Genomic DNA, 15,391 nt, shown 5'->3' on the forward strand with positions numbered 1-15,391 from the left:
GCAGATCATTGATGGTCTGAATGTTCATGATTTGTTACCACAGGCGATACTGCTGTCACCGCACTTTCTTCTTGGGCTTGCATTTCCAGCAATTGGGGAATTGTCACAAATCGATAGCCTTGGGCCTTCAAACCTGCAATCATTTCTGGTAAAGCCTTGACCGATCTAGAACGATTACCACCGCCATCATGCAACAGTACAATTGCGCCTGGTTTTGCATATTTCAGCACATTTTTAACTAGCATTGGCACTTGAGGCGAACGACGTTCAGCATCCCCTGACTCTTCTGACCACATCATGACAGCGTACTTCTCGTTTTTGGCATATTTGGCTAGTCCATTATTTAGAAAGCCTCCAGGAGGACGAAATAGAGTAGTTTTCTCTCCTGTCGTCTTATAGATAATATCTGCTGTGCGGTCAATTTCACTAGCCGCAGTCGCTCCATCCATTTGAAAATACCAATGATGCCATGTATGATTACCAATCACGTGACCATCAGCAGCCACTTGCTTGGCAACTTGGGGAAAATATTTCACCATTTCTCCAATCATGAAGAATGTTGCCTTGATATTATTTTTCTTCAAAATTTCTAAAACCTGTTCCGTATTTTTGGGGCCAGGGCCATCATCAAAGGTCAAGGCGATAACTTTCTCATTTGCTTTTAGTTTCGCTTGATAAACGATTGTGCCCTGGAAAGGCTTTGGTACTTCATTCATCTGGTCTGTAGCTGGAGTGATAGACTTTGCCTCTGCACTCATTGCCCTACCTAAACTCGTTTTAGCACCATCACCCTTTAGCTTTTGAATTCCCAACAGACGGTCAAGTTTAGTTGTACCTGCAAGCAGACTGATACCCAAACTACCTAGACCAGCAAGCAATGCAATAGATAGTACCTTTATGAACGACAATAATTTACGATTAGACACATTAAATCTCCTTAAATATTAGTTATTGGGGATTGGGCAAAAGAGTGCTGAGTGCTGAGTTAAGAGTTAAGAGTTATTCTCCCTCATCTCCCCCTGCTCCCTGCTCCCTGCTCCCCCATCTTCCCCACTTCCCTCTCATATCACTTGTACTTGGTTGTAAATTAATATATCTGCTGCTAAAAGAAAAAAGAATAAAATACCTGGAAAAATGCTAGTTAAAGCTAAGGTAAGTGCCAAGTTAATCTGTACTAATTCGCCGTCTATGTACAAAAGTGCCATCAAAAGACTGAATAAAATAATACCCAGCCCATTTAATCGGCCAATAAAAGCAGCAATGATGGCAGTATAACCGTAACCAGAAGAAATGCTAGTGTAGAGTTAACTAATAGGGCTGAGAACTTTACATACAGCAACTAAACATGATAATAACCTGCTAATTTAAGAAAGTTAGCCAAATGATAGCCCGTCGTAGACATCGCTATTTATCCCAGCATACACCGCAGCTTTGAGACTAGAATGTTGCTTTGACAGTTACTTCTCAATACTACTCTTTCTAAGATACAAGGTTGGGTTGAACGAACGCGAACAGCGTCTCACAGGGCAGTGAAACCCAACAAAGCCCCATAAATGTTGGGTTTCGTTCCTCAACCCAACCTACGAATTTTAAGCTTTTTCGGCAAAACCTACGCAGTAAGTAGTTAAACAAAATTAATTATACAATGTCATTGCGAATGGAGCGTAAAGCCTTCGGCATAGCTTCGCTTAACGCGGTAGCGTCTCGTAGAGATAGCGAAATGAAGCATAAGTCCTTCGGACACGCTTCGCGAATGCGAGGGCTGGGATTGCTTCGCGAACGCTCGCAATGACTGTAATTAATTCTGCATGGTTACTTATTGAGTTATTTCTGACATTTTGGCGGAGTATTCTCGGCTCTGCTCTGAAATTCTGCTGTAAAATGTGTCAGATGAAGCGAAAATTTCAACAATGTTTTTGGCGTTGTACCCTAGTATTATTTTTAGCACTAACTGCGTGTGGATGGGATGTGGAGTCAGCACAAGCACTGTTACGTCAACATCATGATTCTCCCGGTATCTTACACTACCACTCACAGGTATCTATCAAGGATGAAAAAGGATATGCTTGGCAAGTGCTGCTGTTCAAACAAAATTACACCAGTGCAGTCAAAGACTTACAGTTGCGCTTAGTTGCTTTTCCAGGTGTAGTTGAAATTGCTCACCCTCAACCATTGCTGATTGAGACAGCAGCCGGAAAATTGCTGAGTGCATCGGATGCATACTCTTTAGCTGCACCTATCTCTAATGTGGGGGAATATAATCTAACTGATATATTACCGAAATTGCCAACAACTGATGCACTCAAACTCTGTGTGCCTCTCTCTAGTGGAAAGCAATTAGTTCTCAATATATCCAATAGTGTAGTGACTGAGTGGCAATGGCTAGTTACAGAGATTGATTAGTAACAGTATTTAATCCAATAACCTCATAATGATGGGGGGCATAATTACTGCCTGTGGAGGCAGAAATCCTGTCTTCATATACATTATAACGACGAGTTAAAGCCTCCCACATCATACGCAGGAATAATGCTAGTTTTGAGACTCCTCAGAAATAGTTTCTGATTCGGTTTCAAGTTCTTCTGTTTGCACTTTGACTGGAGGTTTAACGGGTTTTGGGCCACGTGCTAGAGCCGGATTGCCCTGCTGCCTCTTTTCATCCCCATAAGATGCTTTTTTTTCTGTGCCAGACGAGCGATTCCGAGTTGGTTTTGAGTTTTTGGGGTTGGATTCAATAGGAGTTGGAGTTATGGAATCCGTTTTTTCGGAATTATTGTCAGTATTTGCTTGGGACTGACGTTCCGATTTTTTTATTGGACGTTCTACCATTGTTTATTTTTGTAAATTTATCTGTATAGTACATCGGTTTGGTGACTGTCAAGGTATTAAATAGCATTTTTTTAAAGATTTTATTGTTAAAATTATTAAATAGCTATGTTTATTGATTTAGAAATAAAATAGATACCTAACTTTATCAACTATATCAAAAACATTCTGTAAGAAGAAGTCAGGAGTCAGAATCAAGAAACAACTTTCTAGGTTTTTCCGTGACTACTAAATATAAGAATCCGGTTTGATTTTTCAAAAGATCCGTAGGGGAGCCAGTTGTATGGGCGGGTTTGCCGCGCCATTTACTGCAACGGGGAGAACCCCCGCAAGGCAGCGGCTTGACTTGAGTTTAGACGACCGGAGGTCGGATTTTCGTAGAGTACTCGCGTTGTGTTGGCACAGAAAGTACGGCACCAAACCCTCGATAATGGTGCGTTACGAACTGCGTTCTAACACAACGCCAGTTGCTACAACGGAGGGAACCTCGGCAACGCACTGGCTCCCCTACAATACCTAATTTTGTTCAAAAATCAAATATGATTCCTATATGTATATTTAGTAGGAGTCTTAAGCCCATTTATTTGTCTGCTTTTTCGGTCAGAATTAATTCTGAATTATGACTCCTGACTGCTGAATTCTAATCTACAAAATCAGGTCGCGCCTTACCTGTTGATTTCAATTTTTGCTCTAAAACTGACCAATTTTCTTGCTCAATTAAGTTAGTTAACTCATCGAGATTGTGACGATACTGTTGCAGCGATCGCAGCAATGCTTGACGATTATACCGCGCCATCATCACACCCAACTCTGGATTCCCACCACCCACACGACTGGTATCCCGAAAACCTGAACTGGCTAACTTTTGGGCTAATTCCAAAACATCTGGGTCAGTTTCACTTAAGCAAGCAGCAATCAACGAGGAACTGACCATTACAGGTAAATGGGAAATCCAACTAACAGCACGGTCATGTTGCTCTGGTTGACAATAATAGATATTAGCTCCCAGCGATCGCACAATTTCTTCTACAACTGTAATGGCACTAGCTGGTGTTGTAGTTATCGGTGTTAATACATAAGGTTTATCAACAAATAAATTCCGTTGTGCAGCTTCTATGCCACTGTCTGTTCTTCCCGCCATTGGATGACCACCGATAAAATTATCCCAAAGGGGAGAAATGTCTTTGACTATCTGTGCTTTTGCCGAACCCACGTCAGTCACGATAGTAGCTGTAGACAAATGAGCGATCGTTTGCTCCAATTGGGGCACAATAAGCGCTAAGGGTGTACAAATAAATACAACCTCTGCGGCTGCTAACAGACTCAGATCGACTGATGCTTCATCAACAGTACCGAGTTCAACTGCCTTTTGACAGGTAGATTCACGGCGACTAACTCCTAAGATATGATGTCCTTGCGATCGCAAATCAAAACCCAAAGATCCGCCGATCAATCCCAACCCTAAAATCCCAATATTCATTTTGATTTTGACATTCTGTTTTTATGACTTTACCAACTATTAAAGTTGGCATCCAAGGGGTAGCATCGATGACTGTAGAGGAATTACTAGAAAAATACGCAGCAGGAGTCTTAAACTTTAGTGGTATTGACCTTGCAGAAGCTAATCTAAGTGGAGTCAAACTCAGTGGCGTGAATCTCAGCGATGCTAATTTGAGTATAGTTAACCTCAGTGGCGCAAATCTGAGCGAAGCTAACTTGAGCAATGCCAAGCTGAATGTAGCTAGACTCAGTGGCGTGAATCTATCCAACGCCATCTTAAATAACGCTAGTCTCAACGTCGCTAATTTGATTCGAGCCGATCTGGGTCGCGCTCAACTTAAAGGAGCCTTGTTGATTCGCGCTGAGTTAATTCGCGCCGATCTCAGTCGCGCCGACCTGTCGGAGGCTGACCTCACCAGTGCTGATTTGCGAGAGGCGACACTCCGCCAAACAAATCTCCGCCACGCTAACTTGAGTGAGACTGTCTTGAGAGGCGCTTCTTTGACGGGAGCGAACTTAGAGATGGCTAACTTAAATGCTAGTGACCTCAGTCGTTGTAACCTGAGTGGTGCAAATTTGCGAGATACTGAACTCAGACAGGCGAATCTTAGCCATGCTAACTTGAGTGGAGCAGATTTGAGCGGTGCTAATCTTCGTTGGGCAGATTTGAGCGGTGCTAATCTCCGGTGGGCAGATTTGAGTGGCGCAAAATTAAGCGGTGCTACTTTAATTGGCGCAGATTTAAGCAATGCTAATTTAACGAATACAGTTTTCATCCACGCCAATTTAACTCAGGCAAAATTAATGAGGGCGGAATGGATTGGTGCTGACTTAACTGGAGCAACATTAACTGGAGCCAAGCTTTATGCCACCTCCAGATTTGGTTTAAAAACCGAAGGGATGATTTGTGAATGGGTCGATCTGAGTCCAGCCGGCGATCGCTCCATTATTCAGAAGTTCCATTCCGAAGACTCACGAGACTTTTTTAATGAAACACCGCCGACAATCCGTATTATTGTTGATGCAGCCTTAGAACACGAAGCCAATTTTGCGATCGCAGGTGCTTACTATCAAATTGCTCAGGAATACCGGGGACTAAAACAACCCCCAAGTATCGAAAGTGGCCGTCGTCGAACTGTTTTCACATTTTATGTAGATAGCGATGAAGCATTATTTTCCACTGCTTACATTGTGATTCTTCCCTTTCTAGATGCGGCATCTACTCAAAAGAATATTTCTAACGTGGTGGAAATGATTAATAACGAAGTTGTTGCAAACGAAGATTTAAAATCGCTAAAATCACCCCAGATGGTCAAACAATTAAATGTTCTTATAGAGCAAGCCACGAGTCAGGCTACAACAATTAAACAGACGAAAAAAAATATCGAAGTAGCTACAAAGTTAAATTTTTGTAAAGCCCCAACTCAAATAGTTTTAACGAATTCTAGCGCCCACACATTTATTGTCCATGAGCATCCCAACTTTGGAAAAAGATTTATTAATCGCTCTGCCCTTAATACTTCAACTTATGATGATATATCTAATGATTCAATAAAATATGATATATTACCTTCGTTAAATATAGTTATAGATTTTGTCAAAGGATTTCACTATATTAGTCATTAGTTGGGAAATGATTATAGCGGTTCCCATTCAAATGGCAATTCATGAATTACCCCTACGGGTGTACCTCACATAAATGAGAACCGCTATAGCGAACAACCAGATCCCCGACTTCTTAAAGAAGTCGGGGATCTGGACCTTGCGATTTTCGACTAATGACAAAAAACAAAATTATGGAGGATAAAAATGCGCGATACCTTTAATAAAATGATTGGTCGGACTCGTTATGTCGTCTTTCGCCTATTTCTGCACTTGGGGGGAGGTGAAGTAGCGCCCATTTTGGGAGTATTAAATAGTGCTGGACGAAATGCGATCGATGTCGATGGCGACTTAGAAGTTTTGGGAGAAGGATTGGTAGAAATTAGCCAAACCCTGCTGCAATACGATGAATATTGGCTTTCTGCTGCCAACGAAGGTGATGTATTTTGGGATGAAGGCGAGGCGGGAGATTACGTGAACGAATTATTTACTGACTCTGCCGAAAGATATCTCAGTGAACCAGATTATGGTTCTGACTCTCCATCGAATGAACCTTTATCTATACCTGTAACTCGCAACGTTATTGTGATGGTTACAGTAGCTTATGAAGGGGAAGTACCAGAGTTAGAAACCGATCTTTCTAACGTTCAGGCACTCAAAGAAGGATTGAAAGCATTGATCAATTTGCATTATAAACATAGATTAAAGGCAATCCAAGTGCATTTCTCCCCAGCACAGTTAGGCGATGAACTCACTAGCGATCAACTCTTGCAATATTATCCAGAATTGATTCCTTTATAATGTGTTGGGTAGTCCGTACTTACTACTTACATCGAGAAATTGTTAAGCTCAGAGATAGGACAATAATCCAATGATCATGACCATAGTACGTAAATTTACAGCCGTCTTTTTAGCTCTGAGTTTGTGTCTCACAACTGTCGCTTGTGGTGGCGAAAACCAAACTAATTCTTCGGCTAAGAATCTTAGCCAAACCTCTACTAACACAAAACTGAGTGATGGAGAGTATCAGATACAACAAGCTACTTATGACGATGCAAGTGGTGAATACAACCTGTTTTTACTTAACAATAAACCCCCAACCTTTGCAACTGAAAATTTGCAAATGGCGCGCTTAACTGACGATCAAATCAAGCAGGGTAAGAAGACCTATCTGAAGGTAGACAAAGGACAACCGATTTTATATCTGACGGAAGACTTTAAACTTGAGTACGTCCACAACGTTACCGAGAATAAAACTAATCCTCAAACAGGACAACAAGAGACGGTTGTAGTCCGTCGAGAAAATAGCTTTTGGGCCCCCTTTGCTGGGTCTGTGGCTGGTAGCTTGGCGGGACAGGCAATTGGTAGTCTGTTGTTTAGACCTCAATATTATGTACCCCCTGTCTATCAATCAGGACAAGGATTAAGTGGGTTTGGTGGATATGGTGGAAGCTATGGACAAGCAGTTCAAAACTATCAAACTCGTTACAATGCGCCACCCGCAGCCGTGACAAATCGCACTGCATTCCGCAATACAGGCACAATTAGAAGGTCATATCCTGGAAATTCAAATATACGCAATACACCGCGTAGCACTACAGGTAATAACCGTCCTTCTGGTTCTGGTTTTGGTGGTAGTACGTTGCAACCTTCTGGTAACTCCAGCACTACCAGACGCAATTCTGGCAGTAGTTTCGGTAGTGGACGTAGTACAGCACCCCGGCGCTCAAGTGGTTTTGGCAGCAGACGGCGTTAAGAAATTTCCAATTCAATAAGTAGCATTATGTAGAATCCATGTAGAGACGTAGCAGTGCTACGTCTCTACATTGTTTTTCGCTCCGATGTCTAATGATTATGGGAATCATAACTAATTATCCTGACATAATATTATTCGGTCAAATAATATGAAATACTAAATATAAATATTGCTAAAATAACAGGAATCATTTTATTAAAGTCTATTTGCTTTTTTTGAACTATTTCTAAACAAGATATCGGAATCATCAGCGGCCAGAAGATAGTTGTCACCAGAAATATCACAACCGATAAAAATCTATCTTCTGGAGTGGAAGCAGGATGACGTAGAGAAAATATTAACCAATTGCTTAAAAAATAGCCTGTCATTAACAGATAACCAATAGTTAAAGTCAGTTGTATCTGATTCACTGTGAGTACTCCTGAAGTTATATGAGCTTCACCAAACATCATCCGTACAAAGTTATAACATATTTGGTTTTGGAGATTCCCAGTATATTTATATACTAAATACCTGCCATTTCTGTTATGCCAAATTTCTCTTGCTGTTTGTAAGTGCGTATGCAAAAATATTTATGTCATTGCGTAGGCGGAGCCTTCCCGTAGGTTATGGAATGAAATGTAACGAATGCGAACAGCGTCTCTAAAAGTTGCAATCCCAAGACCTTGCTTTCGCAAAGCGTGTCCGAAGGATTTATGGTTCATTCCGCTTTGCTCCATTCGCAATGACAAATGTATATTTAATTTTGCATTACTACTTAGAGTCTCGTTAAGCGGTCTTAAAAAATCGAATAATTTCGCGGACATGATCGAGAAATTGCCCGTCGGTGGAAAGTTGCGCGATCGCAGTTCTGGCTTCTCTTGCCAAACGCTCATGTTCAGTTTGATTTGTCGCCCGTAATTCTTCAAAATTAGCCACAATCCTGGCTAAATCTCTGCGAGTCTCTTCGGCAAAGCGTTGTTGAGTTGCGGGTAATGAATAGGGTTGTTCGGGATTGAGTTGATCTTCCAACGACTGGATTTTTTGTTCCAATATCGAGAAGCGATCGCGCAGTTCAAAAATATCTTCGCGTGGATACTTCCATTCTTGGCGAATCATCGCTAATCGGGCATATAAATACTCATAAGCTCGAATCGCTGGACGCAGAATCGTTAATAATAAAGCTGCACCAGAACTTATATATCCCACCGTACTAATACCAGTGGCAGCAAGAGTATAAAGACCAACGGCTGAGAATAAGTGTAAAGCGAGGGCAACCCAAAGCGATCGCTTTGCCAGCAATGTGACATACTTCACTTGTTTCTCATCAACTGGAATTCCTTTCTCAGTTGATTGTGCTGCTTCTGCTAAGACTTCTTTCGCTTGAAAATGAACATTCCACGGTACGGTAACAATTACCAATAGCCACCAAAAACTTGCACCACCAATCACCCAATCAAGAAAATTACCAGCAGGGATATGCAACCATTGCAGTAAGCCAAAAGCCGCCAGCACCACAACCACAATTCCAGCAATGGAACTGATAAAAAAGTTAATATACATCTTGCCCTGTCTCCGGTGAAACTATCACCTCGATCGTGGCTGTATCCCCGCAGTTATACGGAAATACTTGTGATGGTTTTTTTAGTAGCACATATCCTAGTGGGCAGAATTCAAACTTAAAAAATTTGGCGTTGCTGATTGCGGGATGAAAACGATTGTGCATTGCGGTGAAAAATCCTTGTAGAGACGTAAAATTTTACGTCTCTAGATTCAAGTTCATACCTCGATTCAGCAACACCAAAAATTTTTGTGTTCAGAATCCTTGTGATAGTTTTTCCATTAGCACATGATAATTTAAAATTACTTTGTTAATGTTGCACTACTACCACGCTCTACTAGAAAAGGAGATAAAACGCGGTTTTCCACGGTCTTATCTTCTAATAAGTCGAGTAATATTTGCATAGCATTACCACCAATTTCTAACATTGGCTGGCTGACCGTTGTAAGTGATGGCGTAACGTAACGTCCCAAAGCAATACCATCAAATCCAACCAGGCTTAAATTTCGCGGTACTAAAATCCCTAGTTCTTGACAGGCTAACAGAGCGCCAATCGCCACCATATCGTTGTAACAAAAGATGCCTGTCACCTCAGCAGCTAATAGTTTGGATATCATCTTTTGTCCAGTAGTAACATCATTCCTTCTGATATCGTATTCGTCACTAATTGCAACCCAATCAGGATTTTGTGGTAGGCTTGCCTCAGCCAGAGCCATTTTATATCCTTCTAAGCGCTGCTGGTTCGATTTGCTGCGATCGCTTACACCTAGATAACCAATAGTGGTGTGTCCCAAACTTATTAGATGTTCTGTGGCTAATCTAGCACCTAAGCGATCGTCTATTGCCACTGAGTGAAATATTTCAGATTGATCTTCAGTCTGGCTATTAATCAAAACTGTTGGCACAGCAATTTGGGTTAGTTGTTTTATATGCTGTTTACTAATTCGTGAGTCGGCTATTAAGATCCCGTCTACTCTCCGACGATGAAAAGTATCAATAGCTGCCATTTCCTGCTCAAAATCTCGGTGTGAAGCACTTAACAAAACACTCAAGCCGGCTGGTCTAGCTATCTGTTCAATTCCCTCTACTACCTCAGCAAAAAATGGATCTGAGATAGAAGTTACTACTACACCAATGGTATTAGTACGTTTATTTTGCAAGCTTTGAGCAATAGCATTTGGCACATAGTTCATCTCTTGCGCCAGTTGCTTAATTTCTTCTCGCACTTTTGGGCTAATGAGAGCGTTATCTCGCAAAGCACGTGAAACTGTAGAATGAGAAACACCTGCTCTGCGAGCAATATCTTCAATTGAAATTCTTCGTTTATTCATTTATCTTAGGCTTTAATTAATGCACACGTGTGCAAGTTTGTATGTATTATAGAAAATAATCGTTATTTGTCAAGAGATTTTAATACAACTCACATTCTGCATAGAAAGAAGTCAAGAGTCTTGAATTCTGTTTTTATTTCAATAACTTAACTTTTATTCAGAAAAATATGATTATTATCGTGATGGGTGTATCGGGTTCTGGCAAAACTACCATAGGAAAATTGCTAGCAGATTCATTAGACTGGGAGTTTAGTGACGCTGATGCTTTTCACTCGTCAGAAAATGTTGAGAAAATGCGGCGCGGTATCCCTTTGAGTGAAGCTGACAGGATACCTTGGTTGCAAGATTTGCAAACAGCCATAAAACATTGGTTACAAGAAAATAAAAATGTTGTGCTGGCATGTTCGGCTTTAAAAGAAAGCTATCGGCAATTTTTGGTATTGGATAGCGAAAGTACTAAGTTAGTTTACCTGAAAGGCTCTTATGAGTTGATTCAAATACGGTTACAAGAGCGTAGCAATCATTACATGAATGAAAAACTCCTCAGTAGCCAGTTTGATACTCTTGAAGAGCCATTAGACACCATATCTATAGATGTTGCACAACCACCCCAGATAATTGTCCAGAAGATTAGAGAGGCTTTGAGACTTTAGCTTATTAGTTACAACGGTAAGGTTAAGATTAATCACGTATCTAGGAAAACACGAACCTTTGGCAACCAAATACGTCGGATACAAGTCTAAAGAAGTTTTAAAAGGAACCACATAACTGTAGTGGTAGGAGAAAATTAGTGTTTCTAAGATTAGCGCAACAACATCAAGAATTTGTCCAAGACTTGGTAATGAACCTGCAAGTTTTGACAATTATACTTGAGCTGCGTGGGTATTCTGCCTCATGCTACACGTCTGGCGACCAAATGAAGAGTGCTTCATTTATGGTTAGTATGCGAGAAAAGCATCTGATTCGTTTTGTAGTGTCTGATTACGGGATTACTTGGATGGAATTGTGGGACGATCGCGAATTAATGAAATTGGAGGGTGCAGAAGCAATAAACCAGCTTGAAGAGTTGGCTAATATTGTCAAGTATTCTCGCGCCATACAATTGACAAATTAACACTTCTTTGGGTGAAACCAACAAAAAACTTAACATATATTTTACTTATGTGTGCATAACGCTATTTATTCAAAAATCTATCCAACAAATAATTCATTTGTTGGCACAAGGTGATTGCTACCGAGATCGCATAAAAGTATTTTGTCTTAAGTCTGCAATCTATATTTCGTGTACTTTGTCAATATTTAATCCGAGTAGATTGTAAAAAATATTTAACTAAGTATGTTGTAAATAGTTATGTAGATAGAAAAGAAACTTAACACCCGTTTTTGCACACGTGTGCAAAAATAAACTCAATCCACTTTATACATAAGTGTGCATAAAGTGCAGAAATCCGATTTTAAAGCCATTTGATGGGTAAACACGATATAGAAATGTTTAAATGGGTAAATTTATTCAATCCTTATGATTTGTATTCAAAAAACCCTACTCCTCCTGATTGGCAAAAATTAAGACCATACTATGAAGATTTAGTAGCTAAATATTTGCCTACAACCCTGAAGTTTTAAACTGGCTATTACTGTGCGCTAAATAATGCCCCTTTTTTCTAAGAGATGCTAGCAGCAATCAAGAAATTTTGGATTTAAGATTTTAGATGAACTCTATATCTAAAGGTAGTTGCTCTCACGGTTGCTTTAAATTTAAAATCTTGAATTTTTCAACTCCATTACCTAAAATTTAAAATTGTTCATACTCCAATTTCCAAGCTAGATTATGAGGACTGGATCAGAAATGTTAAGTTTTTTGAATTATACCTAAGCTCAAAAATACTTAATATTTGTAAATGCTGGGATTACGGGGTTCTGGCATAAATTAAAGATTAAAAGTCTTGCTTTAGTTTGTAAAGATCGATAAAGAAAATTCATTTTTGTACTGAGAAAGGATAAACTAATAAAACAAGTATAAGTTTGCAATTTTAAGAATACATTTTCTAGAGTTTTACCGAAAATATGATTTCCTTAGAAAGCACATTAAAAAAGTATTTTTACAACAAATTAATGTGGTTCTATGACGTAGATTAGCTGTCAATAAATTGCTTTAAAATAAAGTATCTAGTTTAGTCAAGTGAGTATTAGCAACCCAAATTACGTCAGTTTACGAGATATTTAATAAGAGTTGGCATTGACAAAACTAGCAGTATCACTAACTTAGGTTGGAATTTATTAGACCTGATTGATATTTCTTTTACCTTTATCAAATTTAAATTAGTTGTTAGAAATATACGAATATGAAGAGAACTTTTCTCCTAGTTGGTATACTAGGTTTCACTCTTATTAGCTGCACAAATAGCATTCAAAATGACAACTCTACTACTAATACTGTTGCTAACACTGCCACTAATGCTAGCTTAGAGACTAAAGTTAATAGTCCAAATAAAAAATTGCAAACAATCGGCATTGCCTTGGGTGACTTGGGAAACCCTTTCTATAATGCAGTGCATAAAGGAGCGGAGAAAGAAGCTAAGAAAATCGGGGATAATATCAGAGTTAATGCAGTTTCTAGTGGCTTTGATCTGAACCAACAAAGCAACCAAATCGAAAATTTTACTGCTGCAAATACTGATTTAATTATCCTCAGTGCTGTTGATAAAAAAGGAGTTAAACCGGTAATTGATCGAGCAAGGCTTGCAGGTAAGGTTGTTATTGCAGTAGATTCAGCCGTTGATGCAGACGTGGATGCAATGATTAGTTCTAACAATACCCAAGCTGGTGAGATTGCTTGTCAATATATTGGCGATCGCATCAAAGGTCAAGGTAGTGTAGTCATTCTCAACGGTACACCGATGGATTCAATTAATCAACGAGTCAGTGGCTGTGAGAAATCATTGGCCAAATATCCTAAGATCAAACTGATCTCTAAAGGCCAAAACGCAGAAGGGACAAGGGATGGAGGATTGAGAGTTATGAGTGATTTGCTCACAACCTTTCCCAAAATTGATGCCGTTTTTGCCACCAACGATCAAAGTGGTGTGGGTGCAGACTTAGCAGCTAGACAAGCAAAACGCAAAGAATTTTTTATTGTTGGGGTTGACGGTTCGCCAGATGCAACCAAAGCAATGAAAGACAAAGATGGTGTATTTGCTGCAACTGCGGCTCAAAATCCCGCAGGGATGGCCGAAAAAGCGGTTCAAATTGGTAACGATATCATCCAGGGTAAAAAACCTGAGTCACTAAATATTCTGATTCCAGTCAACTTGGTTACTAGAGACAACCTCAGCAGCTACAAAGGCTGGTAATAGTAATTCGGAATTCGTAATTACAAGACATAGAGAAAGGCTTGATACACGAGGGTTACAATACTTGACCATGTTTTTAGACATTTAGGAGATATATGAATATGAAAAGGATTGCGATCGCAGCTAGCATACTAGGTATTATCAGTGGTGGCGTTTTCGGCTGTACAAATGCTTCTCCCGATAACAACACTGCTACTAACACCGATACAAAACCTGCTACAAATATTAGTGCAGAAACTAAAATCGCCACTGGGAATAGAAAATTACGAGCCGTTGCCTTCACCGTTGGCGATCTAAGTAACCCTTTCTTCGTCGTTATGGGACAAGCAGTTGAGGCAGAAGCAAAGAGAATTGGCGGAAAAGATGTCAATGTTATTATAGCTTCCAGTGCTTATGACCTTAACCAACAAGCTAATCAAATTGAAAATTTTACTGCTGCTAATACTGACATCATTGTTTTGAATGCTGCTGATAAACGTGGAATTAAGCCAGTAGTTGAAAGAGCCAAACTTGCAGGTAGAATTGTCATTGCCGTAGACACAGGTGCTGATGGAGGTGTGGATGCCACTATCACTACTAATAATGTTCAAGCAGGAGAAGTTAGTTGCAAATATATTGCCGATCGCCTCAAAGGTAAAGGCAATGTTGTAATAGTTAACGGCCCGCCAGTGGACTCAGTGATTCAACGAGTTAGTGGCTGCGAGAGTGTACTATCCAAATATCCCGATATTAAAATCCTCTCTAAAAACCAAAATGCAGACGGTAGCCGGGATGGAGGACTGAGAGTTATGACTGATTTGCTCACAACCTTCCCGAAAATTGATGCGGTTTTTGCCATCAACGATCCGAGTGGAGTTGGCGCAGAACTAGCAGCAAACCAAGCACAACGTAAAGATTTCTTTATTGTCGGGGTTGATGGTGCGCCAGAAGCGATCACTGCGATCGCAGCTAAAAATAGTTTATATGCTGCAACCGCTACTCAAAATCCACGAGGTATGGCCGAAAAAGCAGTTCAGGTTGGAAACGATATTTTAAATGGCAAGAAACCTAGCAATCCCACAATCTTGATTCCAGTTAAGCTGATTACAAAAGATAATGTCAGCACAGAAAAAGGCTGGCAATAATAATAATTGTAAATTTACAATTATTAAGAATAATGTCAATCTGAATTGAGTCTTTTGATACATTGACATAGTTTTTGCACATACCCATGATGTACATATATGCATCTGTAAAAATTTATGATATATTGCCTTTCGATATTCAGAACTTTCTAAGATAGGAATCGCTTTTTAAAACCTGATTTTGTGATAATTTGAATTTCACATCAGCTATGAATTTCTAATATCAAATCCGCTCAATTACCCACAAGTAGAATTACCCCCCTTAATCCCCCAGATGTATTGGGGTAAATAAGAAATCCGGTTCCCTCCCTTTTATAAGGGTAAATAAGAAATCCGGTTCCCTCCCCTTTATAAGGGGAGGG

Annotated in this window: 16 protein-coding genes; 9 read left to right on the forward strand and 7 right to left on the reverse strand. The window is 39.9% G+C overall.

The window, feature by feature from the left end:
- Positions 1 to 5: 5 nt before the first annotated feature.
- Positions 6 to 926, reverse strand: a complete 921-nt coding sequence (locus GTQ43_RS30205) for a polysaccharide deacetylase family protein (protein ID WP_265276314.1) — start codon at positions 924 to 926, stop codon at positions 6 to 8.
- A 135-nt stretch (positions 927 to 1,061) separates the two neighbouring features.
- Complete coding sequence (locus tag GTQ43_RS30210; protein WP_265276315.1) at positions 1,062 to 1,205, reverse strand: hypothetical protein; 144 nt, start codon at positions 1,203 to 1,205, stop codon at positions 1,062 to 1,064.
- A 583-nt stretch (positions 1,206 to 1,788) separates the two neighbouring features.
- Between GTQ43_RS30210 and GTQ43_RS30215 the strand changes: the two genes are divergently transcribed.
- Complete coding sequence (locus tag GTQ43_RS30215; RefSeq protein ID WP_265276316.1) at positions 1,789 to 2,403, forward strand: DUF3122 domain-containing protein; 615 nt, start codon at positions 1,789 to 1,791, stop codon at positions 2,401 to 2,403.
- A gap of 129 nt (positions 2,404 to 2,532) precedes the next feature.
- Here GTQ43_RS30215 and GTQ43_RS30220 read toward each other — a convergent pair whose 3' ends face one another.
- Together GTQ43_RS30220 and GTQ43_RS30225 are read right to left on the reverse strand one after the other, a co-directional pair.
- A complete protein-coding gene (locus GTQ43_RS30220; protein ID WP_265276317.1) occupies positions 2,533 to 2,829 on the reverse strand; it encodes a hypothetical protein in 297 nt (98 codons plus the stop codon).
- A gap of 637 nt (positions 2,830 to 3,466) precedes the next feature.
- Complete coding sequence (locus tag GTQ43_RS30225) at positions 3,467 to 4,306, reverse strand: prephenate/arogenate dehydrogenase (RefSeq protein WP_265276318.1); 840 nt, start codon at positions 4,304 to 4,306, stop codon at positions 3,467 to 3,469.
- A 68-nt stretch (positions 4,307 to 4,374) separates the two neighbouring features.
- Here GTQ43_RS30225 and GTQ43_RS30230 point away from each other — a divergent pair, with 68 nt between their 5' ends.
- The 3 genes from GTQ43_RS30230 to GTQ43_RS30240 all read left to right on the forward strand — a co-directional run bounded on the left by GTQ43_RS30230 (position 4,375) and on the right by GTQ43_RS30240 (position 7,684).
- Positions 4,375 to 5,952 carry a pentapeptide repeat-containing protein gene (locus GTQ43_RS30230; protein WP_265276582.1) on the forward strand — a complete coding sequence of 526 codons (1,578 nt, stop codon included), beginning with the start codon at positions 4,375 to 4,377 and terminating at the stop codon, positions 5,950 to 5,952.
- 183 nt (positions 5,953 to 6,135) lie between these two features.
- Positions 6,136 to 6,729: a DUF1517 domain-containing protein gene (locus GTQ43_RS30235; RefSeq protein ID WP_265276319.1), complete on the forward strand. Its 594-nt coding sequence runs from the start codon at positions 6,136 to 6,138 to the stop codon at positions 6,727 to 6,729.
- Between the two features lie 70 nt (positions 6,730 to 6,799).
- Entirely contained in the window at positions 6,800 to 7,684 is an 885-nt protein-coding gene (locus tag GTQ43_RS30240) for a hypothetical protein (RefSeq protein WP_265276320.1), read from the forward strand.
- A 131-nt stretch (positions 7,685 to 7,815) separates the two neighbouring features.
- Here the strand turns inward: GTQ43_RS30240 and GTQ43_RS30245 are convergent, their stop codons facing one another.
- The 3 genes from GTQ43_RS30245 to GTQ43_RS30255 form a co-directional block, all read right to left on the reverse strand.
- Complete coding sequence (locus GTQ43_RS30245; protein ID WP_321162522.1) at positions 7,816 to 8,136, reverse strand: hypothetical protein; 321 nt, start codon at positions 8,134 to 8,136, stop codon at positions 7,816 to 7,818.
- A 316-nt stretch (positions 8,137 to 8,452) separates the two neighbouring features.
- The gene (locus tag GTQ43_RS30250) at positions 8,453 to 9,226 is read right to left on the reverse strand and encodes a hypothetical protein (RefSeq protein ID WP_265276321.1); all 774 of its coding nucleotides are present in this window, start codon (positions 9,224 to 9,226) and stop codon (positions 8,453 to 8,455) included.
- Between the two features lie 300 nt (positions 9,227 to 9,526).
- Positions 9,527 to 10,555 (reverse strand): LacI family DNA-binding transcriptional regulator, encoded by a 1,029-nt coding sequence (locus GTQ43_RS30255; RefSeq protein WP_265276322.1) that lies wholly within the window; start codon positions 10,553 to 10,555, stop codon positions 9,527 to 9,529.
- A 167-nt stretch (positions 10,556 to 10,722) separates the two neighbouring features.
- Here GTQ43_RS30255 and GTQ43_RS30260 point away from each other — a divergent pair, with 167 nt between their 5' ends.
- The 5 genes from GTQ43_RS30260 (at position 10,723) to GTQ43_RS30280 (ending at position 15,029) form a co-directional block, all read left to right on the forward strand.
- Positions 10,723 to 11,208 (forward strand): gluconokinase, encoded by a 486-nt coding sequence (locus GTQ43_RS30260; RefSeq protein WP_265276323.1) that lies wholly within the window; start codon positions 10,723 to 10,725, stop codon positions 11,206 to 11,208.
- Between the two features lie 137 nt (positions 11,209 to 11,345).
- A complete protein-coding gene (locus GTQ43_RS30265; protein WP_265276324.1) occupies positions 11,346 to 11,669 on the forward strand; it encodes a DUF1815 family protein in 324 nt (107 codons plus the stop codon).
- Positions 11,670 to 12,022: 353 nt separating this feature from the next.
- On the forward strand, positions 12,023 to 12,178 hold the full coding sequence (locus tag GTQ43_RS30270; RefSeq protein WP_265276325.1) for an inositol oxygenase: 156 nt from the start codon (positions 12,023 to 12,025) through the stop codon (positions 12,176 to 12,178).
- Positions 12,179 to 12,897: 719 nt separating this feature from the next.
- Complete coding sequence (locus GTQ43_RS30275; protein WP_265276326.1) at positions 12,898 to 13,905, forward strand: ABC transporter substrate-binding protein; 1,008 nt, start codon at positions 12,898 to 12,900, stop codon at positions 13,903 to 13,905.
- 95 nt (positions 13,906 to 14,000) lie between these two features.
- A complete protein-coding gene (locus GTQ43_RS30280; protein WP_265276327.1) occupies positions 14,001 to 15,029 on the forward strand; it encodes an ABC transporter substrate-binding protein in 1,029 nt (342 codons plus the stop codon).
- The last annotated feature ends 362 nt before the right edge of the window (positions 15,030 to 15,391 follow it).

This window comes from Nostoc sp. KVJ3, assembly GCF_026127265.1.
Lineage (GTDB): Bacteria > Cyanobacteriota > Cyanobacteriia > Cyanobacteriales > Nostocaceae > Nostoc.